Source organism: Blautia sp. Sow4_E7, from assembly GCF_052116245.1.
In the GTDB taxonomy this organism is placed as follows: Bacteria; Bacillota; Clostridia; order Lachnospirales; family Lachnospiraceae; genus Blautia_A.
Map to the genome: position 1 here is coordinate 1 of NZ_JBQKLL010000002.1, position 25,750 is coordinate 25,750.

A 25,750-nucleotide genomic window follows, 5' to 3' on the forward strand; every position below is an offset into this window, starting at 1 on the left:
GCATCCTTTAATTCTGGACTATAGTTCATAGTGAAAGCTCCCTTCCTGTGATAGCTATATACTACCACAAAAGTAATTATCTTTCACTGACAATTATCCTAACACACAGGGAATTCCAGAAGTTACAATAAAGTTTGTATTGTCTCTTTTTTCATATCCATATACGCGGTCGTCAGAAGCCAGGTTGCTGTGATTCTCGATGGTCATAAGTGGAAAAAGCTGTCCGCCGTGAGTGTGGCCGGAAAGAACCAGGTCAACGCCGGAGGCCGCCTGTGCATCATAATCCTGTGGCTGGTGATCCAGGACGATGGAAAATTTGTCTGGATCAAGGCCTTCTGTTAATTCAGCCATGGTTTTACGTCCGCCAGAATACTCTTCCGATTTATCCTGTCTTCCGATAATATAGAAACGATCATCTACCAGCTCTACGTCATCCTGCATAACGTGAACGTTATTTTTTTCAAGCTCTGCGATCAGGTCATCTCCGTCATATCCACGGTACTCTGGTGGATAATACCCCTTATCGTGGTTTCCGAATACATAATAAACACCATAAGTGGTCTTCATTTCTCCAAGAGCCTGACAGCAGCGGATCATATCTTCTTTAGAAGTATCGTCGTCTATAAAATCTCCTACGATCAACAAGACATCTGGATTCTGTGCTTCGATCTCTTTTATATGTCCGGCAAAGCCTTCCCCGTGGAAAGTAGTTCCGGTATGGGAATCAGAAAGAACAGCCACTTTTAAATTGCCAACCTCTTTGTCTGTCTGGATCTGGTAGGTGGTTTCCCATACATGGTGCGCCTGATACCATCCAGCAGCAAGAATTAAAAGGCTTCATAACAGAAATGCCTACCCCCTTTTTCTCACATCTGGAATATAACGCATATCTTTCAGAGCTGCTTCCAATGGAAAAATCACCCTGTCCATAGTCATACATCGGGTTGATGGAGAACATCATCATATCGATCAGTCCCATATCCAGCACTTTATTGGCAAGCTGAGGCGCATGGGTGGACAGACCTAAATGACGGACAACACCCTGCTCTTTCATTTCCAGTAAAAATTTAAGCACTCCATTTTTTTCATAGGTTTCCAGATCTGAGACTTCATCCAGACAATGCATGAAGCCAAAATCAATATAATCTGTTTTTAACTTATTTAACTGCCAGTCAACGGATTTCTTCACGCCATTAAGAGACAGATTCCAGCCATATTCTCCGGAAGTATAATCTGCACCAAAATGGAGCTGTAACATGGCTTCTTTTCTTCTGCCTACCAGAGCTTTTCCGATTCCAGGGAAAATAGCAGCATGTCCCCCTGCCAGGTCAATGTAATTGATTCCATGATCCAATGCGTATGTGATAGTTTCTACAACGTTTTTCTCTGAGGCTTCTCCAACAACGGAAGTTCCCATTCCGATAATACTGATCTGCTCGTCGCCATGTGGAAGTTTTCTATACTGCATTTTAAGTGATTCCTTTCTGGATTTATTGAGATTTTTTCTTGATAATATCTTTATATTAAGGGTTAAACAGGGCTTTAAGTCAAGGATTTTTTACTTAATTGCCAAAAAACACTCCCTGCAGATGCTTATATTAATTGTATCTGCAGAGAGTATCTTTGGTGGTTATGATAACAATTCTTTATATCGCTTCGCATATAAAATGAAAGATAAAATCATAAAGAAGCTGCACATCAAGATCAGCACATTGGCAATCTGAATGGGAATGTCTGGAATAAAGAGAAACAGGAACATGACCAGATAGAAAAAGGCGGTACAAACCTTTCCGTACCACATTGCACCTTTGTTTTCGCCTGTCTTCTTTAATACTTTGGCACCTACAATTCCCATAAAGGCTTCCTTTACTGCAAAAAGCAGGAACAGCCAGCGAAGTAAGGGATATTTTTTCATCAGACATAGGATCAGAACACCTTGGGTTATTTTGTCTGCAATGGGATCCAGGATCTTACCCAGTTCACTGACCATGTTAAATTTCCGGGCAATCTTACCATCCAGAAAATCAGTAAGTGCGGAAATCAGAATAATCACAGTCAAATAGTTTTCTCTGTTATCCAGGCCTGACTGATAAAATACGATCAAAAATACAAATGCCAGTATCACTCGAAAGCTGCTTAGAATATTTGGGATTGTAAAAATATTTTTCTTATCCAGTTTCATAATCCTCTCCTCCTTGGTTGCTATCCATTGTATAGCATTTTGGCTGTAAAATCAATTTACAGATTTATGAATGAGACAAGAAGATTATGAATTATTTTATAACAATATTGTCAAAAATGGAGTATAGGACAGCCTAAACGGATTACCCCTTAAAGTGGGAACATACGGTAGGAATAACACTTGATAGAAATCATATTTATTATTCAAACAACTGTCTGGCGCTTTCAAGACTGTCTTTTCCTTTTATCTTAAGCAACACTTTTGTCACCGTCAACGGAGTGCCGGTTTCACTGCACAGAGCTCTCGCCTGAGAAAGCGGGATATATATCTGGTCGTTTTCCCCTGGGAGTACCGCGGCGACTTTACAAGGGAGCCATGACACAGATGAAATATTATCACCAGGATTGTTCATAGCCATAGAACTGCCGCTGTAAATGGAACTACTATTTTCGGCAGAGCTTTTACTTGAACGGATACTGTCTAAAGTATATGTAATAGCAAGCTCTTCTCCCATTTTCAGATATGTATTCTGCTGTTTCTTTGAAATGGCATGTCCATTAGAGTCTTTCATGTTTTCCAAAGAATTGCTTCCCAGAAGTAAAAGTGGTGTGTTTCCCAAATTGTCCTGCCTGGAATTTTCGGTGAACGCGTCTGGATCAATTCCGTTAAAGACCGTGGTTTTGGTATAGTCTTCTATTTTTATCGTTACTGGGACTTCCACAACTGGCCAGATTTCCTGAAGTCCTTTTATTTTTGTGGCATTTTTAAGAAAATCCTGGTCGTAACTGAGATTTCCAAGAGAAAATAAGGCTGTATACTGCTGCTTCTCCTTCTGCATTTCATAGGTAAGTCTGAGAAAAAAGAAAAGAACCAGCGAAATGAGAAGAAACAAAAAGCAGATGAAGCTGTCTATTTTTTTCTTTCTCAATGGGATGCCGCCTTTCTTGCTTCTTCCAGGAGTACGGATTTCTTATGTAATCTGGCGAGAAGAAACAGAATAATGGAAACCAGCAAAACTGCCAGAACCGCAATAATAGAATACCACCAGCTGTTGGTTTCTTCCTGAGAATCCTCAACTTTCAGAGACTGGATCTGGGATTCTTTGATCTCAGAGGTGAAATCCACAGCTGTCTGGTAAGGGTTCCCTGTGGAATCCTCGTAAGTGAGAATCAGCTTTCCTGCAGAGTTCTCAGCTCCGGAACTTCCCTTTACGTATATTCTTATTGTGCCCTCGGCGGCTGTTCCTGCATCTATGTTTCCAAGAAATACCGTCTCCTTTGGACTTAGTCCATCTGCTTCTAACTGTACTTTCGCATTATATATTATATCCCGTCCTAAATTTAGTGCTTTTACTGGAATTTCCACAGTGTCCATCGTGTAAAAAACAGAGGGAATATCAGACGCTTCCAATTCTGCACGTACAGGCTGTGTGACGTTAAACGTCAGAGTTTCTGTACCAGTGGCACCGGTGGCTTTGGAATCTTCATATTCCAGGGAAAACAAAATCATTACCTGACCTGGCTCTGTATCTTCTGCGATAGATAGATTCTGTTTTAAAGTGATAGCTTCGCCTGGTGTCAGACGCTGCACGTAAAAAGAATTTTTATCAAATTCAATTCCTTTTGTTTCCGTGGAAAGAGAGATCTTCAATCCATATACGTTCTGGCTTCGGCTTTTATTCCGGAAGGTTACGGACATTTCCTGGGTTGTGCCAGCTTTTAGTGTCTGACTGGATAGATTACTGTCCTCTAAAAGCAGCTGAGGCTTGTGGAGGATCTTTTCACCAGAAGAGCTGGTTTCTCCGCCTGTACTTCCGGTATAAACATCTCCATAAGAAGTATCCCCTCCTGTCATAGTACCATCACCAGCTGGATCTGTATTACTGTTGTCTGTACTTCCAGCGGAGCCATTTTCAATAATAACATGAATGGTATTATCTTTTTCAGAAGAATCGTCACCAGATATGAACCCATCCAGATCTGGGTCTGAATCTGGAACTGCGGTTATATCAGGAGCAGTTTCTGTTTCATCTTCAAAAACTGTTTCTGTATTTTCAAAATCAGTCTCCTGTGCAAAAACTGCAAAAGGAAATATAAAAAATAATATCATGGCGGTTGATGCAGCAATCCAAATGATCTCGCTTATTTTGACGACAAAAACAAATTTCTTCTGTAATTGTTCTTCTCTCATGTTCAGGCTGTCCTTTCCTTCAAGATTCCTCCGTCCATTTCATATACATGGTCACAGAGAATACGGATATCTTCTTCATTATGGCTGGCAAGGAGGATGGTCTTACCGGCCGCTTTCAATTCCAGAAGAAGCTCTCGGATCTCTGCTACGCCATGTTTATCCAGTCCGTTGAAGGGTTCATCCAAAATGAGAAAACGGGGATCCTCCATAATGGCCTGGGCGATTCCAAGACGCTGGCGCATTCCAAGAGAATACTTTCCAACTGGCTTTTTCATATCTGGATCCAGTCCAACCTTTTGAAGAATAAGACGGATATCTGCCTGGGAAATCAGTCCCCGCATATCCGCCAGGATTTCCAGATTCTTCATTCCTGTATATTGGGTAAGGAAGCCTGGTGTCTCAATGATAACACCAAGGCTTTCCGGAAAATCAGTGTCCTTTCCAATTTGTTTTCCTAACACGTGGATGGTTCCAGTTGTAGGCGGCAGAAAACCACAGATACACTTCATAAGAACGGTCTTTCCGGAACCGTTATTCCCAACAATACCATACACCTGTCCGTAATTCAGATTCAGATTTACTTCTTTTAGAACAAGATCCTCGCCGAAACGCTTGGTAACATGATTTATTTGTACACAGGAACCTGGTTCCGCCAGCTTATATCTCTTCGATTTTAGCATACAACACACCTCCTAGTACTGGTATCAGCGCAAGCATAAATAATAACAAAAATAACCATAAACCAGTTTGGTATGGCCCCCAGTTTCCAGAGGGAGTTATCCATTCTGACGGGTAAAACCAGAGCTGATCTTTAAAATACCGTTGGTGCAGAATAATTCCGAAATAATAACTTATAAAAGGAATTCCGTAAGCCATATAAGCGGATTCCCATAGTGTTCCGCAGATTCCGCCAAGGATGCTTAGGATACTTCCAAGGATACTCATGCGAAGCGCTTTCATTAGAAGTTCTGTCAGCTGATCTTTTTGAAAATTTCCTTTTATTTCCAAAGGATAAAATATAACAAAATTAACAAAAAGCACTGTCAGAACCGCCAGTATCCAGACCAGAAAACCAGACATCAGAATAGAAAAAACTTTTCCTTCCACATATTGACTGCGGCTGGTTCTGGGCAGTGCTGCTTTTAGAAAACCGCTTCTATACTCCTGTAGGAACGAATCACTCCAGGGAAGCACTGCTGCTACAGGCAAAGCAAAGGATACAATCTGTCCTTTTATAGAGCTATCCAGAAGGCTTATAAACGTACCGCATGGCAAAGACTTCTTCAGACTAGGGTAAGTCTGCCCAAGGCCAAGAGATACACAAGCGATCAGCCAGGCGGCCAGAAAGCTTTTGGATGTAAGCATACGTTTCATTTCACCACTCATGCCTTTTCCCCCAGGAATTCAAACGGATAGTTCTTCATTCTGCGAAGCGCCAGAAGAACCAGTATTAGTACCAGAACCAGAAAAAATACACAGGACTGCCAGAGCTTGGGAAGTAATGGATCATAACCCAGATTATGTTTCCCATAGACGGCCTGGTTTAAGGGACTGATCCAGCAGATCAGCACGTTTATCTGATACATCTCATACTTTTCTTTATGTAAAACAGCTGCCAGTACATTGGGATCCAGAAGAAATCCATAGATACTGTAAAGCAGACCAAATACCATGCCTCTTGTTTTTCCTTTGTAGAGATTCCCCACCAGAATTACAAAGCTTAAAGCCAGGGAATAGCCAAAAAGCAAAAGGAATACCTGCAGCATACAACCGTAAGGAGAAATACTTTCCATAACGCGTACTGTAGATGGCACCTGCAGATTCTTTCCAAGATCAGAGTAGCCCAGCATAGCTGCTGTATCGCTCCACAGATTGCCTGGGTAGCTGTCCTTCATGCACAACACGGAAGTGAACAAAAGCATAAAGAATGTATATAAAATAGTTACGAATGTAATATAAACGAACTGGCCTAAGAGCCATTTTCTCTTGGTAGTGCGGATCAGCTGATAAGGAGTGACCGGTGTCATTTTCGGCAGGTCTGAAAACAGTAGGAGCAAAAGCATGGAGCTTAGAAGCACTGCTGTTCCATCCCCGAAGGTCCACAGGAAAGGCTCAATGGCCTGGACCGGCGTGTCATAGCTCTCCATAACAACCATGATCCTTCCTGTAAGCAGAAAACTGAGCACAAATTCCAAAAGGAATGTAAAAATTACCTTGGGATTACGGAAAAAGCCGAAGAAATTGTAGCGTACAATTCCAAATATCTGCTTCATATCAGTAGCCCAGACTGCGGTCTATAATGCTTCCATCAACTGCATTGATGGTAAGAAAGCTCCAGGTGGGGTAATCTGTGGTATCTGAATAGGTCTCACCATCATACTCGGAATCTATCTTGCGAGATCCGAAGAAATCCCAGACTGGAACCAGAAGCCCGGTATGGGCGTCTGTGGATGGTTCATAAATTCTGGCATAGCCAAGAACGATTCGGTCAATATTATATACCCTGGAATTTTCATAACTCAGGTTGTCCGCATTGGTGACGATCATCATTTTTTCATAGATATTCATGATCTCACTGAATGGAAGCAGGCTTAAATTCTCAGTCTTAGTCTCTCCGATAGTGTATGGATTGCTATAAGACACACTGTCAATTCCGTCTGCATTTACATAAAAATAAAGATTCTCATAAGCCCAGGTTTCCATAGTACTGTCCATATCTTCCAGTGCTCCACCAGCATCCATGGTATAGGTAAGTGGAACTCCATTTATGGTACGGCTATAGTAGATCACATAACCGCCTCCAAGATAACTGGGAGTATCGTCTGTTCCAATAGAAGTCTGGATGGCATAATTCCATCCGCATTGGATCATATCGCCAAGTCCTATAGCATCTACCTTTTCCTGAACTAGTTTTTTCGCGTCATCCAGAGAAATTCCGATAGATTCCTCAGTTGGCTTTTCGTATGAACAGTTACTGGAATAATCGATCCATGTGGCATCAGAAGGAACTTCCAAACCGCCTTTCTTAGCAATCTTGTTAAGCCTTACTTCTAAGGGATAGGCTCCCCAGGAAGAAGTACGATAATAATATTCCGAACCATCATCCAGTTGGGCTACCCCCGTAAATTCATTATCTCCCATAACTTCTCCGTTATCACTATATATCTGTACGCCTACAGTTGGACGCCCCTCTACCAGATTTTTTGTCTCTGGGGCAGATTCATACTGCCCTTCCCAGTATTCGATGTCACCGTAAATATCATATACCAGATTGCCATTGTCATTCGTTCCATAATTATTAGGATCCAGATTTCCATTGGCAACATCTTCTTTTAATTCGTCGATTTTTTGCTTAATCTCATCCTTTGTCTGGACATAGTAGCTGTCTGCAGTGTAAATCTTCGCATCAGAGAAAAAGGCGTCTGTAATACGGTCCAGAAGATCCTGTGTAATTTCAGCCGGTGTAACAGAAATTGCAGAGATCTTCTCCACATCGGGAATCTCTACAGAGGCATCTGTATTTACCACAAGCTTAGCGGTGTCGTCTGTTACCTGGCTCTTATATGTCTCAGGCGCATTGAGCAGGTCACGGATGGTGGTTCTGGCAGCGGAGGTGTTATCTGTAGAATCATCAATGGCGGTTATCGAATCAGCAGTACCAGTGCTCTGAGACGTATTTGTCTGGTCAGCGGAACTGTCACTTTCTACCATATCCACATTGTTATCCGCTTCTTTGTAAGAATCCAATGCTTTACTTCCCTTCTGCCTTACAAGGGACGATTCTGGTGTCTGTGCACATCCCGCTAACATTCCCATGCAAAGGGTAAGTCCGATTATTCTTTCTATATTCTTTCTCATTTGTGTGTGAAGTCTCCCTTCCTGTGTTTGAACATGACCGAATACCCAGGGGAATAGGTGTTTGATGTTGCGAATGGTAACTTCTCGGTCATGTTCTGGTATAGATTGTAGCATTGGAAATTACACCGAATCTTCCGTAAATTGTAACTGAGTTGTAATCTGGCATGTAACTGGTACAACCAAAAATGCAATGATAAAGGAACTAAACAATTACCTGTACGCTTATACTCCAATAGACTTTGCTACCATTCAATAAAAATCCGAGTGCCCTCTCCAAGTTCACTTTCAATTTTTAACTGAAACCCATGTATATCCGCAATTTTCTTACATAGTGCAAGTCCCAGTCCCACACTTCCATTCGCCCGGGAGCGGGATTTGTCAACCATATAAAAGGCCTCGGTCACTTTCTCCAGATCTTCAGCAGGAATTCCCTTGCCAAAGTCCTGGACCATCAGCTTCCCGGCTGTTGCAGACAGTATGATTTTGGAATTCTCCAGGGAGGCTTTCGCCGCGTTATCAATAAAATTGTTTACCACACTTAGCATAAGATCTTTGTCAAAAGTTTTCTTCAGATCAGCAGGTTCACACTGAATTTCAAGATGGATATTTTTCTCCTTCAGGCGGTAGAGATTCAGCTGTCTGGCATCATCCAGAAATGCTTTCACGGAAATTTCTGCTGGTGCAAAACGTGCTTCTCCAGTTTCATACAGCCCGGTAAGCTCCAGCATCTTTACAGAAAGCCGTGACAGCCTGCGGCATTCATTGGAAATATAGGATAGTGCTCTCTCCTGCTGCTGTTTTTGCAGGCGCACTGTAAGAAGGGTATCTGCATATCCAAGAATGGAGGTCATAGGTGTTTTCAGCTCATGGGCAAGGCTTCCCATCAGCTGCCGCTGGGTCTGATTTATTGTAGAAAGGCTTTGGACCTGTTCTTTTACTTTAGCAGACATCTGGTTAAAGCTTTTCCCAACCTGCGCAAGCTCTGTATTACCCTCAGCTGGAACTTCTATATCGTAGTTTCCTTCTGATACAGAGACAGCGGCTTCCTTTAATCTTGTAAGAGGTGCCATGATTTTTCGCAGACTGAAAAAAAGAATTGTTCCAGTAATTAAAAGCACAATGAGTGTCAACGCACCTGCCTGGTAAAAAAGAATCTGGTTCTTCTCCAGAACATCTGAAATATCTTTATAAGTGACAATCTGATAATTCAGTTTTGTAGTTGATTCTGTGGAGGAATAATAAAAAAGCAACAGGGTTCTGCCGTCGATTTTGCTTATAATGGGATCATAGACGTAAGTATCCATGTCATACCATTTTCCGTGTAATTCTATTTCTCCCATTTGCTTCTGGATTCCCTGGACATCAAACTCATAAGTGGTACCGTTGTGAAGCTCTTCGCCATTCTGATACAGAACAGCGCTGTCATGAAAAATCTGCCGGAAAGCATAGATCAGGATCCGGTTTCGGACTCTCTCATCGGAACCTGCTGACTGACTGCTTGTAAGTCTTAATTTCTCTTCGAATTGTAAAAGATTGTTCTGGAATTTGGTATATTCGTAGTTATTGATGTATTGAATGCTCTGCTTCTCCCAGCGGTATGAAGTATAAAAAAAAATAGCAGAGGATAAAATCAGAATTACGCATGTCACCTGCAAAAAGATTTTGGTAAAAAGTTTCAAAACTCCACCTCCAGTCGGTATCCAATACGGGGAATGGTTTTGATCTTGTCCTGCCAGCCCAGCTTCTTGCGGATACGTCCTACATGGGCATCTACCGTCCTGGTCTCTCCCTCGAATTTCACGCCCCAGAGACCGGCGAGAAGCTGTTCTCTTGTAAGGGCTTTGTTGGGATTTCGGACGAACATCATAAGGCAGTTGTATTCCATTGGTTTCAGGTAGATTTCTGTTCCATTCCTGGTAACAGTATGGCTCACGGTATCGATCGTAATATCTTCTATCTGAATCTGTTCCTGGATATTTCCGTGACGTTCCAGAACTTTTTCCAGACGGACCATCACTTCAAGCATTTCGAATGGTTTTACAATATAATCTTCTGCCCCCTCCTTCAGCCCCTTTACTTTACTTGCAAGATCAGCTCTGGCGGTGAGGAAAATGACAGGGATGCTGTAGTGCTTCAGCTCCGGTAAAAGTGCGTATCCATCTTTCCCAGGGAGCATAATGTCTACCAGGGCGCACTGGAAATCGTGGTCACGGGCAATGCCTTCGCTGGCTTCATTGCCATCAAAGTAGCTTACAGTCTCATATCCGGTGACTTCCAGGTTCATGCAGAGCAGGTCATTAATTGCGGGTTCATCTTCTATTACAAGGATTCTGGCTTTCATTTCTTGTCCTTTCCTGTTGAATTAAGTAATATCTATTATACATTGTTTTGGGCTCTGTGGTGTAACCAGATTGTAACGAAGCACAAAAAAGAACACAAACTGCCTTTTTCAGACAATCTGTGTTCGTAAGGTTCTTCTGATATATGTAGTTTATTTCCTTTCCAAAACCAGGATTTTATTTGAAATATTTCTCGCAGCTGGAATTTTCCCAATCAATTTATAAATAGGCATAAATACTTCCATTCCTTCTACCAGGCTGTGATCTTCCACTGACCGGAATTCTGGAAGCAGTTTTTCAATCTCTTTGCCGTCTTTTACGCCCCATGTGAATTTGGCATGACTGCCTTCAATGGACTTTTCCTTCACATTTTTAACAACAAATGGACTCATGGTTTCCACCAGTACCGTTGCTTTCTGGAAATTCCGGCTGATAATATGAAAAATCTGCTGTACACTTGCCAGATCCAGATACATGGTCAGTCCCTCAATGATCACAAGAACGGGCTTACTTCCTGCTTCTACCAGACTACTCCAATCCTCCATTGCGGACATGGCGATCTGGGAAATCTTTCCGCTTTCCGGAAGGAGCTTTTCACGTACTGCGATGGTCTCTGGAAGGTCAAGATTATACCAGTGGGAATAATTTTTCGTGCGGTAACAGCGGGTATCAAGGCCGCAGGCAATATTGATCACCACTGCATCTGGTGCTTTTCGTAAATATTCTGTCACCAGTTTATCCAGCACGATAGTACGGCTGATCACGCCGTTGTGCATGGCTCCGTCTTTGTCCGCAAGGGAAAAATCATAGTCCAGTTTTTCTATAATTTCAACTGCTTTCTGGTCGCGGATAGCTCCTCTGTTTTTCGTCTCTTTTGCACGTGCATATATGGTCTGCAGCATGGTTTCCGGAACCCCGGAAAGCTGTATTTTCTCACTCATAGCAATACCTTCCAATCTTTAAGTTCTATAAAAGCATCATTGGTTAGACATAACTAGCCAACAACATTATAGCATAGGAAAAATTGGTTTACAATTGTATAAAATATATAAGTTCAACCATTTTTTACGAAAAACAAAGGGGATTTCATATCATATATAATACTGCGCCTGTGCCATCCACAGCTCATGATATTTCCCTTTTTCATCAGCGAGCAGTTCCTGGTGGGTGCCGGTCTGGATGATGGAACCCTGGTGGAAAACCGCGATCTTATCGCAGAACTTACAGGAGGACAAACGGTGGCTGATATAAACAGCTGTTTTGTTGCCTGTTATCTGGTTGAATTTTTCATATATCTCTGCTTCTGACAGCGGGTCCAAAGAGGCGGTAGGTTCATCCAGAATGATAAAAGGTGCGTCCTTATACAGTGCCCGGGCAATGGCGATCTTTTGGGCCTCGCCGCCTGAAATGGTGATTCCCTTATTGTTGTAATCCTTATACAGATAGGTATCCAGCCCATCCTTCAGCAGAGGAAAAGCATTCTGATGGTTATCTGTAAAGGACGACTCCTGAAATCCGGAATCCATCAGGGCTCTGGCCGCCTTTTTCCTGTCATAATCAACCTGTGCAGCCACGTTCTCTCCAAGAGTCAGGGAGAACAATTTAAAATCCTGAAATACCACGGAAAAGATCATCATATATTCCCTGTAATTATACTTACGGATGTCAATCCCGTTTAATAAAATCTCTCCTTCGGTCGGATCATATAGCCTGCAAAGCAACTTAATAAACGTGGTTTTTCCGCTTCCATTCATTCCTACTACAGCCAGCTTCTCACCGATTTTAAACTTTATATTCACATTTCGAAGTACGTAAACATCACATCCAGGATACTTAAAAGAGACATTTTTAAATTCCACCTCATACTTCCTGTCACGGCGCTTTTCCACGGTCAGACTGCCCTGGTACATGTTGTTTGGAATGTCCAGGAATTCAAAAGTAAGAGATAAAAAAGCAGCATTGTTCCTCATATCTTCCATAGTGGTAATACATTTGGAAACACCTCCATAAACATTGGTAATAGAGGCACCATATCTGGTAACTGCTCCTATTCCAAAGGCTCCCGCCCATGCCTTCAGGCACACAAAAAGATATGCGATCCCTGTAAAAATCACAGAAACGGAAGAAGCAGCAGCCAGATAAAGTCCAACCGGTCCTTTGCAAAAGCTGGCAAATAATCCTTTGGAACCATAGTGGCTTTCTTTATTTAAATTGTACTTTTCGCAAAGCTTCTCCTGGCGGTATATTCTTACATCAGCTGCTTTTGGAATGTCGGATCCAAGATGCCCATAATATGCAAACATGCGGTTTCCCAGGGTATGCAGATCGGCACACATTGCCCAGTATTTTCCTGCCTTTCCAGCAAGTACTGGAGAAATCCAAGTGATAAGTATCATAACAGCCAGTAAAAATAACAAAAATAACGGCTGGTTTAGTACTGTATATTTTCCTGCTGTTTCCGGAACCGGACTGGTAAAAAGGGAAAAAGTCAGGGCAAACCCGCCCAGGATCGTCAATACTCCCGAACACAGATCTTCATAATTTTCCAGTACATGATATAGCCCCCAGCCCTGTCCATTCAGATTCTGGATAACGGTATGATACAAGTCCATAGTCCTTGTATCATCCAGATCAACGTAATCCATATCCAGGAATTTTTCACACAGAATATATTTAATCTTTAGTCCTATTCTTGCACTCTGCGTGTTTTTCCATTTCTCAAGAAGTGCAGATACAAGACTGATCCCAGCTGCCGACAGCAATACAGCAAGTACCAGAGATCGAATGCGTTCCATATCCCGGCTGCCAGATAGCTCCTCTATGATAAGTGCAGAAAAATAGATATTTACGTAGGGAGTAAGGGCTTTCCAGATGATCAGACTAATACGGGAAATGATCATCCTGGGATATTTTTTGTAGAAGATCATGTATGCCCTGTGATTAAGTTTCAGCATTTCTTTCCAGGTCATATTTCTTTGATTATGCTTCAACGTTTTCTGCTCCTTCCCTGTAATATTTGCTCTGGATTTCATATAATTCTGTATATTTTCCGCCGGATTTTAGTAATTTCTCATGGGTTCCTTCCTCCAGTATTTTTCCATGCTCAAGCAAAATGATCCTGCTGCAAAATCTGGTCGAGGCAAGTCGATGGGAAATAAAAACAGAGGTTTTTCCTTGTGTCATCTCATTGTATTTTTGGTAAATATCAGCTTCTGCAATAGGATCCAGAGCTGCAGTGGGTTCATCCAGAATAATAAAAACAGAGTCTTTATATAAGGCACGTGCCAGAATCAATCGCTGGGTTTCTCCGCCGGAAAGCATCACTGCATTTGTGTATACGGACCGGTTCAGATAAGTTTCATAACCCTCTGGAAGAGATTCTATTTTTGAAGTGAGGCCAGCCTTCTTGATGCAATCTTTTACTCTTTCCATATCCATTTCTTCTGCCTGGGCTACATTACCGGCTATGGTTGCTGCAAGCAGGGAAAAATCCTGAAATACGGCTGAAAACAGGGAATAATAATCTCTGCGGTTATACATTCGGATATCAGTTCCGTTTAACAGCACCTTACCTTTCGTAGGATCAAGGAATCCGCAGATCAGCTTGACCAGAGTGGTTTTTCCTGCACCATTGAGACCAACTACAGCCAGTTTTTCCCCTGGTTGCAGGGTCAGATTGATATCACGTAAGGTGTCTTGGCTGGCGCCTGGATAGCGAAAAGAAACCTGTTCAAGAGAAATTACATAGTCCTTTCCTGCTTCCAGGCTAAGTGGGATTCCCCCGTCAAATTGAAAAACTTCCGGATAATCCAGGCATTCTCGGATTACGGAAATATCAAGAGACTGCCTGTTAAGCCTGCGGAGCTGATCCAGAGTTCCGGTAACCCAGCTGGAAAATCCGTCTACAGCAGTAAAAAACAGCAGAAACTCTGAAACCTTCAGTCTCTGATATAACACAAGATAGATCAGATAAACATAAGCCATTCCGTTTCGCAAAAAAGTAAGAAAAAGATCGGTAATTCTGGCCCACAGATGGATTCTCTCTGCCTTGCTGTGAAAGGCAGTAAAAGCCCTGTAATTTTTTTCATACAACTCTTCTAACCAGGATCGAAGACCGAAAATACGGATATCCTTGGCTGCACCAATATCCTTTGCCTGATTTAACAGATAGGACATATGATGAACATATTCCGCCTCTTCTTCCCGGTGTTTATACTCATAACCATCCAGATTTCTGGAAATAAAATAGCTTATCACGGAAGTAATAAGAATGACCAGGATTAATATTGACTGGATCTGTGTCAGCAGTCCTGCATAGAGAAAAAAGCAGGTTAAATTGACAAGCAAAGTAGTAAGCGTTGTCCAGATTGCTTCTGCAGCAGCTGCATTGTTGTCTGTATATTCTTCGGATTTCGTCAGCAACTTTTGAAACTTATTATCCTGGATATTGGGATATGAAGTTGTAGATGCTTTCTGGTTTATAAGATTTACAAGTTCCATGCGGACACTGATGCGACCATAAATTGCATTCTCATTTACATAGGTCAATGCGGCTGAAACTACCATGAGCGTAAGTACAAAAATGGCGATAATAAAGAGGAGATTCTGCACAGAAACATGGTCTTCTACCGCACCCAGAATCACCGGGGATACATAGAGATTCAGAAGATTTTGGATAACTGTCAGCAGTGAAATAAGACTTCCAATTACCAGAACTTTCTTCTCCTTAGACTTCCAGGCCAGTTTGATCATAAACCATATGTTCTGAATTGTATTGTATTTTCGAGGGACTTTTTTCTCAGACATAGCAGTTCCTTTCTCTTGGAAATGCGTGGGGCTTTCCAACGAAGTGAAGTATTTCTGGTATATGCAGTAGCAGTAACTATCTTTCCAGTCAGTTTAGCAGAAAAAATATCCCCAGATTATTCTGGGGACGAATTGCCTGGTTTGGGTGATGAATTGTAATTGCAGGAATAATTAAGAACACAATCAAATTTTGCAGCAGGGCAAAAAACAAAGATTCAACTTTATATCTGCGGCAGTAAAATTTCTGTGGTAAAAGCTCCGTCTTCACTGTTCCGGCTGATATATCCGTCCAGTCGTTCCACAATTTCGTCAATACGGATCAACCCGAAACCATGTCCTTCTCCCTTTGTGCTTTTAAAAAGATTGCCCTGCTTTTTCAGCTTCTTTCCAGCTGTAAAATTGGTAAAAGAGATATATAACTGGGTGCTTTTCATATCCATATAGAGCCGGATGATCCGCTTTTCCTCAGGCAGTTCCATGCTAGCTTCAATGGCATTGTCAAATAGATTTCCAATAATACAGCAAAGGTCAATCTCTGAGGATTTCAGCTTTACAGGAATATCCGCATCTGCAATTACCTGGATATTCTTCGATTTTGCCAGCGATATTTTGGAATTTAAGATGGCATCTGTCATGGCATTTCCAGTCTTGATCACTGTGTCCACAGTTGTCAGATCCTCATCCAGAAGATCCAGATAATGACGGATCGCATCCCAGTCCTCCGCTGCTGCATAGGCTTTCATGGTCTGGATATGATTGCGGTAATCGTGCCTCCAGCCACGGATCTGGCGGTACATATTGTCCACTTCCTGATAGTGGGTTTCGATTAATTCCTGCTGGTAAACAGCCAGTTTTTTATCTGCTTTTTTCCAGAATAATCTCATAAAATTACTCCATTCGTATTTACTTTGGTGGTTAATCTGTCATATCAATAATTGCCCGGTTAACTGCTTCATAAGCTCCTCTGGGAAGCGGAATTACGCTTCCATCCATCAGGTACATCTCCTTTTTTGTGACTTTTCTGATCTTTGTCAAATTCACCAAAACGGAACGTCCTGCCCGGAAAAAGCGGGAATCCAGCATCTTTTCCAGCTCGCTTAATGTGAGTTTCAGGATAACTTCCTGAACCCCATGTATGGTAATATAATTGCCATTTACTTCAACATAATGGATCTGATAAACCGGAATCCGCACCATTTCTCCGCTGGACATAAGGTTCAGCACCTTCTCTTTTGAAACCAGTTTTTTCGCTGCTTTATCCAGAACCTGGAACAGTTTTTCCTCTTTTACAGGCTTCATCAGATAGTGAAGTGCATCTACCTCATAGCCATCTGAAATGTAATCTGCGTATCCGGTAATGAATATGATCTGAATGGTATCATTGTCCTGGCGCAGCTTTCGGGCCATGGATACGCCATCCATTTCTCCCATTTCAATGTCCAGAAGAATGATATCATAATCCTTTTTATCTGCGTATCGAAACAGGAAACTTTCAGCAGAGGTGAACTCTGAAATCTGTACAGAACAGGCATTTCTACTGCTCCATTCCCGGCTTAACATGGACAGGTAAGTTCTGTCAGCGGCCTCATCGTCACAGATCGCAATGTTATATATTGACTTCATAGAATGATTCTCCATTTAGTAAAAAATAACATAATAATTAGATAATCAAAGCGTCTCTCCTGTTTTCCAAGATCTTCGGAGAGAAGCTTTTCTTAGTTAGATGAAATTCTTATAATTTGAATTTTAAATCTTCTTATGATTAATATATCTGGCAATGGTCGCCTTCACTTTTCCAATATCAAGAGGCTTGGAAATATGCTCATTCATTCCTGCTTTTCTGGATTCCTCCACATCCTCGGCAAAAGCATTGGCTGTCATGGCGAAGATGGGGATGTTTTTCGCATCTGGTCTGTCCAGGCTTCGAATCCTTTTGGTGGCTTCGTAGCCATCCATAACCGGCATCATAACGTCCATCAGGATCACATCAAAATAATCTGTCGGATTTTCGCTGAAAGCATAAACAGCCTGTTGGCCGTTGTGGGCTTTGGTGACAATAGCCCCGGCATCTGTTAAAAAGGTTTCGGCGATCTCGATATTCAGGTCGTTGTCCTCCACCAGAAGAATATGGATACCGGAAATATCGCAGGCTTCCATTTCGGAATCGTCCTTCTGGATATCGGATTCACTGGCAATATCAAAAGGCAGAGTTACTGTAAATCTGGAACCTTTTCCCTCTTCACTGGTGACCTCTATGGAATTTTGCAGAAAGCCCCTTCTGTAATTAAAAAAACTGCATTTATATCATCTGTTTTATTTTAGCATATCATGTATTTCCGGGAAAATCCGCAGGCTTCGTTCCAGGGTTCCAGTCACCATAGCGATCACAGTCCCATAATTGGTAAATGGTATTCCCTGATCTACCGTACAGCGCATACGATACTGAACTTCCCTCTCCGTAAGCATACATCCTCCACAGTGCACAACCAGCGCATACGGACTTACATCCTCCGGGAAATCCCGCCCGGAACAGAATTCAAATTCCAGCTTTTTTCCACTGTACGCTCTCAGCCAGTTGGGAAGCTTCACCGTTCCGATATCGTTGCACTGGCGATGATGAGTACAGCCCTCTGCAATGAGAACTTTATCACCATCCTTCAGATTTTTCAATGCAGAAATCCCATTTACCGCAGTTTTCAGAAATCCCTTGTAATTCGCCATAAGGATGGAAAAAGAAGTCAGCGGAATAGAATCCGGTGTTTCTTTTCCCACCAGGGCAAAGGCCTGGCTGTCTGTAACCACCATCGCAGCCTGATTTCCAAGCCGCTCTAATGTGGCAGCAAGCTCATGCTCCCGGATCACAACAGCAATGGCGCCAGCTTCCAGCACATCACGGATTGCCTGCTGCTGTGGCAGGATCATGCGCCCCTTAGGTGCCGACTCATCAATGGGACAGACCAGGATCACCATGTCCAAAGGCTTCAGCAGCTGTCCCACAAGTTTACGTGTCATAGTATCTGTTTTTACCAGGGCACCAATCCGTTCCTTTAATTCGTAAATATTGGTTCCCTCTGCCGCACTAACCCAGATCTCATTTTCTCCATCTTTTGGAACACTTTGTACCAGATCTGCCTTATTATACACAACCAGATAAGGAATTTCTTTCTTCTGAAATAATTCCACCAATTCCTGATCTGCCGTCTGCATTCCAATAGCCCCATCTACTACCAGAACTGCCAGATCCGTTTTATTTAAAATTTTCTTCGTCCTCCGCACCCGCAGTTCCCCAAGCTGCCCCACATCATCAATACCAGGGGTATCAATAATAACTACCGGTCCCAAGGGCAAAAGTTCCATCGCCTTTGTCACCGGATCCGTGGTAGTTCCTTTTATGTCCGACACAATGGAAAGCTCCTGCCCGGTAACTGCATTCACCACACTGGATTTCCCCGCATTCCGACACCCAAAGAAACTGATATGAAGACGATTTGCAGAAGGTGTTTGATTTAAACTACTCATAAAATAATCCTTCCTGCTGTTTTACTACAACTTTTCAACAACCAGCGATTTTGCAATGTATATTCATGTAGCTTAAAACCTGAAATCCCTCTCTCCCTGCACGATTTTCTCCAATCTTTCCATCACAATTCCCCGAACCTTCTCATTCGGAATATCCTTCAGCTGCTGACGGATCATTTCCTCTCCCAGTCCTTTTGTTTTCGCAGAAGCATAATCCTGCAAATACTCCTCCAACGTCATCAGCGCATTCGGCAGACAACAGTTCTGAATCTGCCCAGACTTGCAAAGAGACATAAACCGGTCCCCAGTACGTCCCTCCCTGTAACAAGCTGTACAAAACGACGGAATATATCCCATCTCCATCAACCAACAGACAACCTCATCCAAACTGCGTCTGTCAGAAATATCAAACTGAACCGTATCCTCTGGCCGCTCTTCTTCCGTATATCCGCCCACACTGGTACGGGAACCGCCGCTGATCTGGGAAATACCAAGATGAAGCACTCTCTCCCTGCACTTCTGGCTCTCACGGGTAGAAACGATCATGCCCGTATAAGGAACTGCAATCCGGATACAAGCCACGATCTTTGCAAAAATATCATCACTGATGGCATTGGAAAAAGTACTTGGATCAATGTCATCTGCCGGACAGATCCTGGGCACAGAAATGGTATGCGGTCCCACTCCGTGAACTGCCTCCAGATGCTCTGCATGCATCAGAATACCGGCAAACTCATAACGGTATTTATCCAGTCCGAACAAAACGCCAAGTCCTACATCATCAATACCGCCCTCCATGGCACGGTCCATAGCCTCTGTATGATATGCATAATCATGCTTTGGTCCCCATGGGTGAAGCTGTTCATAGGATTCCTTGTGATAGGTTTCCTGAAAAAGAATATAAGTACCTATTCCCGCCTCATGAAGCTTGCGGTAATTCTCCACTGTTGTAGCCGCAATATTTACATTTACACGGCGGATGGCCCCATTTTTATGCTTGATGGAATAAATTGTTTTAATCGATTCAAGAATATATTCAATTGGATTGTTGATAGGATCCTCTCCAGCCTCAATCGCGAGACGCTTGTGTCCCAGATCCTGAAGGGCGATCACTTCTGCTTTGATTTCTTCCTGGGTCAGTTTTTTTCGTGGAATATGTTTGTTGATGGCATGATATGGACAGTAAATACATCCATTTACACAATAATTAGACAGATAAAGAGGGGCAAACATCACAATACGGTTGCCGTAAAAATCCTTTTTGATCTGCTCTGCAAGAGCATAAATCTCCTGAACCTTATCTTCCTGGTCACAGGCAAGAAGTACGGAAGCCTCGCGATGGCTTAAGCCCTTTCGAAGCCTTGCTTTTTCCAAGATTTCATCGATCAGGGCGATATCATCCTTGTGGGCATCTGCGTAGGCCAGTGAGTCCAGGATCTCCTGGTGGTCAATAAATTCCTCTGCTTTTAATGATTTGGGATTGTACATAAATTAGCTCCTTTCTTTCAGGTCAGATCATTTCTTCCCTGTCAGTAGATTTGGGGTTAGATAATATTTTCAAGCCCTCATGTGAGGCGTGCTTGTTCGTGATTTATGATCTCCCCGGGATACCACAACCTGGTATCCGATGGACTGCATACGGGCGGCAAGGCAGTTCCGACACTGTGCAGCCTCGTCACCGGTGCATATTTTGTTGTCGTATAAGGCATATTTTTCCCTGACTGCTACAGGGGAAAGATTAGGCATACATACGTTGGCTCCTGCCTGGATTCCCAGCTCCCGTCCCCTTGGATGAATGGTTCCAAGTGCAGTGGTGGCGGGCAAAAGAACCTGCGGGAGCATCAACCGGATAATCCCCAGCAGGAATAAAGTCTGCTCCAGGGTTCCTGCTGTTTCTTTTCCAAATGGCGTGTCTTTTTGTGGGATGAACGGGCCAATTCCAACCATTTCCGGCTGCAATTCATGGATAAAAAGCAGATCTTCTGCAAGCTGGGTACTGGTCTGCCCTGGGGAACCGACCATAAAGCCACAGCCCACCTGATAGCCGATCTCTTTTAGATCCCACAGACACTGTTTGCGGTGCTGCAAGGATAATTCCGACGGATGCAAAATCCGGTAATGGCTGTCGTCAGCGGTTTCATGCCTGAGAAGATACCGCTCTGCCCCCGCATCAAACCAGCGCTGATATGTCTCTTTCCCGTGTTCTCCTACCGAAAGGGTAATGGCACAGTCTGGAAAATGAGACTTTATGGCACGCACCAGAGCTTCCAGCCGTTCTGGTGAATATATGGGATCCTCTCCTCCCTGAAGTACAAAGGTCCGAAAACCAAGCTGATAGCCCTCTTCACAGCATCCAAGAATTTCCTCTTCCGTCAGACGGTAACGCTGGGCGTTTCGGTTGGAACGGCGGATTCCACAGTAATAGCAATCGTTTCTGCAATAGTTGGTAAATTCAATAAGACCGCGCACATAGACATCTGTACCGTAATTTTCCCTGCGGATCCTGTCCGCTTTTGGAAAAAGATAGGCGGACAGCTCTTCACACTGTCCATCCAGAAGTGCAGTCAGTTCCTCACGGGGGAGAATATGCTGTTGCTCCAGCAGATCCATCCGCTTTTTGTTTTCCTGAATCATAGGCAGTGTTTTTCTCCTCAGACTTTGGAATATGCTACCTTGGTAGAAATACCGTCTAATCTTCCAAGTGAACCGGACAAGGCATTGATCTGGTTCATGGGTGCGTCCAGCACCACACAGATAATGTTGATCCCTTTTTCCCGGTGGGGAATGCCAAGGCGTCCGATGATGTATTTCCCATAGCTGTGAAGCAGCTCATTTAACGGCTCCACAGCATCTGTATCTTCCACAATGATGCTGATCACAGCGACTCGTGTTTCCATAAAAACTCCTTTTTTCTAAATAGGTAATTGAGAAAAATAAGCGATTAAGGTTATATTTAGATTTATTATACTGGCATATTATACATAAATCAAGTGTAATTCTTTTTATTTTTGTATTATTTATATAATTTTACTATGAAAGTCCTGGACGGCAGCCATGAATGAGCCATGCTTGCATGAGCGAATTCATGGATATCGGACAGGCTAGACCGTATGAGTAAGTAGGACGATAGTCCGAATTACGAATGCGGTCGGCAGTTACGGGAGCACCGTAGGTGCGGAGTAACTGACTTTCATATATAGTAATGTCGCCGATAGGCGACATATCCATTTAAGAACTAAAAAAATCCTACAGTCTGAACAAATAGACTGTAGGATTCTGATATGAAAATATTTACATGGAAATCAATCCAAATGCATTTGCCACAGAACTAAGCAAGATGATGGCTGCAAAAATCGGGCAAAGATACTTGATCATAAAGTTGAACACTTTTTTTCTGCGGAAAGTGCCGCCTTCGGCAACCACTTCCTCTTCGATCTTCTCCATTCCCACTTTTTTGGAAATCAGGATACAGGTTGCAAAGGCTGCAATCGGCATCATCACAGAGTTTGTAAGGAAATCAAAGAAATCCAGGAACTGCATGCCAATGATCTTTACAAAACCGAGCGGTCCATAGCCAAGAGAAGAAAGGGTTCCAAGGAGGATCATGATCACTCCTACAATAACCGTTGCTTTCTTTCTGTGCCATCTCAGCTCATCCTGGAAAGTAGATACAGCGCTCTCCGTCAGAGCAATGGAGCTGGTAAGTGCTGCGCAAAGCACCAGCACAAAGAACAGGATTCCAATTGGAGTTCCCAGTCCCATGCTTGCAAAAACTTTCGGAATTGTAATAAACATAAGCGCCGGACCAGCCTGCAAGGTGTCTGGATCTCCGCCTGAGAATGCAAACACAGCCGGAATGATCATCAAACCTGCCATGATCGCAATGGCGGTATCAAAAACTTCTACATTTTTGGTAGAACCTTCGATCGATACCTCCTTTTTCATATAGGAACCAAAGGTCACCAGAATACCCATTGCAATGGACAGGGAATAGAACATCTGTCCCATAGCCGCCACCACTGTCATCCAGGAGAAATTCTGGGGATTTGGCACCAGGAAATATTTTACACCGGCAAGGGCACCAGGTCTTGTCACAGAGTAAACGGTGATAAGTACAGATAAAAATACCAGGATCGGCATCATAAATTTGGAAACACGCTCTACTCCGTTTCGGACTCCTGCATAAATAATGGCAATTGTTAAAAGCGCGAAAACAAGGAAACAGACTTCTGTAGAAGTACCGTTTGAAATAAATTCAGAGAAATATCCATCCTCTGCCAGCTTCTGACTGTTACCTTTCACATATTCGATCAGGTATTTGATCACCCATCCGCCAATAACAGAATAATAAGGCACGATCAGCACTGGAATAATGGCGTTGATCCAGCCACCAAAGGAAAGCCATTTGGATTTGCCAAATTTTCCGAAAGCTCCTACAGGACTTTTCCTGGTCATTCGACCAAGAGCGGTCTCTGCTACGATCATAGAATACCCGAAGGTAAGTGCCAGAATAATGTAAATCAGTAAAAAGATTCCGCCGCCGTATTTCGCTGCCAGATAAGGAAATCTCCATATATTTCCCAATCCTACGGAAGCTCCGGCTGCGGACAGTACAAATCCCAGTTTTCCGGAAAATGTACTTCGCTCGTGATGATGTTTTTCCATAAGTTTTCCCTTCCACATACTTTAAATTTGTTTTGCTTCTTGTAAAGTTCAACTCTTATGATGATAACACGGTTTTCTTACAAAGGCAAATATTATATAAAAAAAGAGCGAAAAAAGAACAGAAATTATTGCTTTTAACCAAATATCATTCTATAATAAAAATTATCAATTACCATATATATGTTATGGAGGGTGCGGATTATGAACGAAGAATTATTTAACGAAGCAACGAAATCAAATGTTCTCACGAAGAAGCTGATCGACCAGCTTCTGGAGAGCATGACCTACAGCAGCATCTCTTTTATCAACTGGACCATTGAGACGCTGTCACTGATCAAGGCACGTCTGCAACGCGGGGACCGGATCACAGATGAAGTCAGCGGGGAGGTTTACACCTTGTATTCTTTCCAGCAGTTTGTAGAGAAGAACTTCTCTTCTTACATAGCAAGCCAGGTATTTAAAGAGACTTCCAAGCCGGAGAAAATTTACTTCTCACTGAAACCATGTGAAGAAGGCTACAGTCTGGTGGCAGCTGACTCAGACAGCAACAAGACATACGCCTGGATTTCCAGCCTGAGCAAACGCTTCTCCCTGGTAGAAATGATCGCTACGGGAATCGTATATGTGAAAGATACTCGTACCAATACCTATCAGCCGTTTATTTCCGGAAACGGCAAGTATTGTAAGTATGATAAAGAAAAGGGAATTCTGGTAGAAATCTAACCAAAATGGACACAGATCACAATGCCATTACTGGATGTTCAGTAATAAAGACATTGTAGTCTGTGTCCATTTTTTATCCTATTCTATTGTTCAAAAATATCCTCCCGGGTAATATTTTTCGCCCACTCTCCCTTTCGATAATGATGGAAAACCCAGGGCCATTTCACAAACTCATCTGTACAGAGCAGGAAGTAAACCCACAGCACTGGCAGCTTCAGCACAAAGGCAGCAAAGAAACCAAGAGGCACTGCATACACCCACATATCTACCGTGTCACAGATCAAGCCAAATTTCGTATCGCCTCCAGCCCGGAAGACTCCTGCAATCAAAGCCGTATTTACTGCGGATCCCATAATGTAATAGGTATTAATAAGCAGCATATATTTCAGATAATGCATGGCGGTGTCATTCAGGGAAGCAAATTTCAGCACAAAAGGAGTAATGGCAAGAACGATCAGTCCTCCAAGTGCGCCGGTGATCACGGTCAGTTTCAGCATTCTGGAAGCGTATCGCTTGGATTTCTCCAGATCTCCCTTTCCCATGATCTGTCCAAGAAGAATGGTTCCCGCACTTGCAATGGCAAAACAGAATACAGAGCCAATGTTCCGCACTACCGTAACCAGGGAGTTTGCAGCTACTGCGTCCGTACCAAGGTGTCCCAGGATTACGGAATACATGGAAAAAGCAACGCTCCAGGACAGGTCATTTCCAAGTGCAGGAAGTGACAGGCGAATAAAATCCTGAAATAGTACTTTACTGCGAAGGAACATATACGCCAGATTCAGTTTTACATTTTTGCTAAAGAAAGATACAACCACACATCCAATCAGCTGGATCAATCTTGATGTAGCGGTGGCGATTGCAACGCCGGTTGCACCAAGCTTCGGAGCACCAAACAGGCCGAAGATAAAAACCGCATTTAGGAATATATTTAGAATAAATGCCAGCATATTCAGTACCATACTGATGGTCACTCTTCCAATACTTCGAAGGACCGCCAGATAGATTTCCGAAATTCCCCAACAGATATAGGTAACGCCCATAATGCGAATATAGGAGGAACCAATGGTGATCAGCTTCGGATCATTGGTAAACAGTCTCAGCATCATCTGAGGCGCAGTAAAAGCGACCAGCGCAACCAGTAAAGAAATCATAACAGAAAAACGAAGTGCGATTCCCTCCACCACATGAATGGCCTGAAAATCCTTTTTCCCGGCATATTGGGAGCATAAAAGAGAGGCACCGGTACCAATGCCATAATACACCATAAATAAAATATTGGAATAATTGGCTGCCAGGGACACCGCTGAAATAGCAGACTGTCCCACATAATTCAGCATGATCACATCCGCAGAATTTACTGCTGCACTGAGCAGATTCTGAATAATAATGGGAACCGCCAGCCGGAAAATCTGCGGATAAAAATCATCTTTTCCAATTAAAACTGTATTTTTCATTTTCCCCCCCC

At 42.9% G+C, this 25,750-nt stretch carries 24 protein-coding genes; 1 reads left to right on the top strand and 23 read right to left on the bottom strand.

Going from position 1 to position 25,750, the window contains the following annotated elements:
- Positions 1-93: 93 nt before the first annotated feature.
- From ACTQ50_RS01585 to ACTQ50_RS01690, 22 genes are all read right to left on the bottom strand, one after another.
- On the bottom strand, positions 94-741 hold the full coding sequence (locus tag ACTQ50_RS01585) for a metallophosphoesterase (protein ID WP_441482681.1): 648 nt from the start codon (positions 739-741) through the stop codon (positions 94-96).
- Positions 725-1,468 (bottom strand): aldo/keto reductase, encoded by a 744-nt coding sequence (locus ACTQ50_RS01590; protein ID WP_441482682.1) that lies wholly within the window; start codon positions 1,466-1,468, stop codon positions 725-727. Before ACTQ50_RS01590 ends, ACTQ50_RS01585 begins: the two co-directional genes overlap by 17 nt.
- A gap of 162 nt (positions 1,469-1,630) precedes the next feature.
- A complete protein-coding gene (locus tag ACTQ50_RS01595) occupies positions 1,631-2,182 on the bottom strand; it encodes a CDP-alcohol phosphatidyltransferase family protein (protein ID WP_441482683.1) in 552 nt (183 codons plus the stop codon).
- 199 nt (positions 2,183-2,381) lie between these two features.
- Positions 2,382-3,110 (bottom strand): hypothetical protein, encoded by a 729-nt coding sequence (locus ACTQ50_RS01600; protein WP_441482684.1) that lies wholly within the window; start codon positions 3,108-3,110, stop codon positions 2,382-2,384.
- Positions 3,107-4,372, bottom strand: a complete 1,266-nt coding sequence (locus tag ACTQ50_RS01605) for a COG1361 S-layer family protein (protein ID WP_441482685.1) — start codon at positions 4,370-4,372, stop codon at positions 3,107-3,109. The genes ACTQ50_RS01600 and ACTQ50_RS01605 overlap by 4 nt, the downstream gene beginning before the upstream one ends.
- Before the next feature lie 2 nt (positions 4,373-4,374).
- Positions 4,375-5,052 (bottom strand): ABC transporter ATP-binding protein, encoded by a 678-nt coding sequence (locus ACTQ50_RS01610; protein ID WP_441482686.1) that lies wholly within the window; start codon positions 5,050-5,052, stop codon positions 4,375-4,377.
- Positions 5,030-5,758, bottom strand: coding sequence for an ABC transporter permease (locus ACTQ50_RS01615; protein WP_441482687.1), 729 nt, complete (start codon positions 5,756-5,758; stop codon positions 5,030-5,032). The genes ACTQ50_RS01610 and ACTQ50_RS01615 overlap by 23 nt, the downstream gene beginning before the upstream one ends.
- Positions 5,755-6,645, bottom strand: a complete 891-nt coding sequence (locus tag ACTQ50_RS01620; RefSeq protein ID WP_441482688.1) for a hypothetical protein — start codon at positions 6,643-6,645, stop codon at positions 5,755-5,757. Before ACTQ50_RS01620 ends, ACTQ50_RS01615 begins: the two co-directional genes overlap by 4 nt.
- A gap of 1 nt (position 6,646) precedes the next feature.
- Entirely contained in the window at positions 6,647-8,230 is a 1,584-nt protein-coding gene (locus tag ACTQ50_RS01625; RefSeq protein ID WP_441482689.1) for a DUF6034 family protein, read from the bottom strand.
- 242 nt (positions 8,231-8,472) lie between these two features.
- Complete coding sequence (locus tag ACTQ50_RS01630) at positions 8,473-9,909, bottom strand: ATP-binding protein (RefSeq protein ID WP_441482690.1); 1,437 nt, start codon at positions 9,907-9,909, stop codon at positions 8,473-8,475.
- On the bottom strand, positions 9,906-10,571 hold the full coding sequence (locus tag ACTQ50_RS01635) for a response regulator transcription factor (protein WP_441482691.1): 666 nt from the start codon (positions 10,569-10,571) through the stop codon (positions 9,906-9,908). Before ACTQ50_RS01635 ends, ACTQ50_RS01630 begins: the two co-directional genes overlap by 4 nt.
- Before the next feature lie 150 nt (positions 10,572-10,721).
- Positions 10,722-11,510 carry a class I SAM-dependent methyltransferase gene (locus ACTQ50_RS01640; protein WP_441482692.1) on the bottom strand — a complete coding sequence of 263 codons (789 nt, stop codon included), beginning with the start codon at positions 11,508-11,510 and terminating at the stop codon, positions 10,722-10,724.
- A 150-nt stretch (positions 11,511-11,660) separates the two neighbouring features.
- Complete coding sequence (locus tag ACTQ50_RS01645; protein ID WP_441482693.1) at positions 11,661-13,559, bottom strand: ABC transporter ATP-binding protein; 1,899 nt, start codon at positions 13,557-13,559, stop codon at positions 11,661-11,663.
- Complete coding sequence (locus ACTQ50_RS01650) at positions 13,549-15,375, bottom strand: ABC transporter ATP-binding protein (RefSeq protein ID WP_441482694.1); 1,827 nt, start codon at positions 15,373-15,375, stop codon at positions 13,549-13,551. Before ACTQ50_RS01650 ends, ACTQ50_RS01645 begins: the two co-directional genes overlap by 11 nt.
- A 221-nt stretch (positions 15,376-15,596) precedes the next feature.
- Entirely contained in the window at positions 15,597-16,259 is a 663-nt protein-coding gene (locus tag ACTQ50_RS01655) for a sensor histidine kinase (RefSeq protein WP_441482695.1), read from the bottom strand.
- 31 nt (positions 16,260-16,290) lie between these two features.
- Positions 16,291-16,998, bottom strand: a complete 708-nt coding sequence (locus tag ACTQ50_RS01660; protein ID WP_441482696.1) for a LytR/AlgR family response regulator transcription factor — start codon at positions 16,996-16,998, stop codon at positions 16,291-16,293.
- A gap of 123 nt (positions 16,999-17,121) precedes the next feature.
- A complete protein-coding gene (locus ACTQ50_RS01665) occupies positions 17,122-17,532 on the bottom strand; it encodes a response regulator (protein WP_441482697.1) in 411 nt (136 codons plus the stop codon).
- 156 nt (positions 17,533-17,688) lie between these two features.
- A complete protein-coding gene (gene hydF, locus ACTQ50_RS01670; protein WP_441482698.1) occupies positions 17,689-18,894 on the bottom strand; it encodes a [FeFe] hydrogenase H-cluster maturation GTPase HydF in 1,206 nt (401 codons plus the stop codon).
- A 72-nt stretch (positions 18,895-18,966) separates the two neighbouring features.
- Positions 18,967-20,382: a [FeFe] hydrogenase H-cluster radical SAM maturase HydG gene (gene hydG, locus ACTQ50_RS01675; RefSeq protein ID WP_441482699.1), complete on the bottom strand. Its 1,416-nt coding sequence runs from the start codon at positions 20,380-20,382 to the stop codon at positions 18,967-18,969.
- A gap of 69 nt (positions 20,383-20,451) precedes the next feature.
- Positions 20,452-21,528: a [FeFe] hydrogenase H-cluster radical SAM maturase HydE gene (gene hydE / locus ACTQ50_RS01680; RefSeq protein ID WP_441482700.1), complete on the bottom strand. Its 1,077-nt coding sequence runs from the start codon at positions 21,526-21,528 to the stop codon at positions 20,452-20,454.
- Positions 21,529-21,545: 17 nt separating this feature from the next.
- Entirely contained in the window at positions 21,546-21,791 is a 246-nt protein-coding gene (locus ACTQ50_RS01685; protein WP_441482701.1) for a TM1266 family iron-only hydrogenase system putative regulator, read from the bottom strand.
- 394 nt (positions 21,792-22,185) lie between these two features.
- Complete coding sequence (locus ACTQ50_RS01690; protein WP_441482702.1) at positions 22,186-23,559, bottom strand: sodium-dependent transporter; 1,374 nt, start codon at positions 23,557-23,559, stop codon at positions 22,186-22,188.
- A 201-nt stretch (positions 23,560-23,760) separates the two neighbouring features.
- On the opposite strand from ACTQ50_RS01690, the gene ACTQ50_RS01695 reads away from it, so the two are divergent.
- The gene (locus ACTQ50_RS01695; RefSeq protein ID WP_441482703.1) at positions 23,761-24,282 is read left to right on the top strand and encodes a hypothetical protein; all 522 of its coding nucleotides are present in this window, start codon (positions 23,761-23,763) and stop codon (positions 24,280-24,282) included.
- 83 nt (positions 24,283-24,365) lie between these two features.
- On the opposite strand, the gene ACTQ50_RS01700 is transcribed toward ACTQ50_RS01695, so the two are convergent.
- The gene (locus ACTQ50_RS01700) at positions 24,366-25,739 is read right to left on the bottom strand and encodes an MATE family efflux transporter (RefSeq protein WP_441482704.1); all 1,374 of its coding nucleotides are present in this window, start codon (positions 25,737-25,739) and stop codon (positions 24,366-24,368) included.
- Positions 25,740-25,750 lie beyond the last annotated feature (11 nt).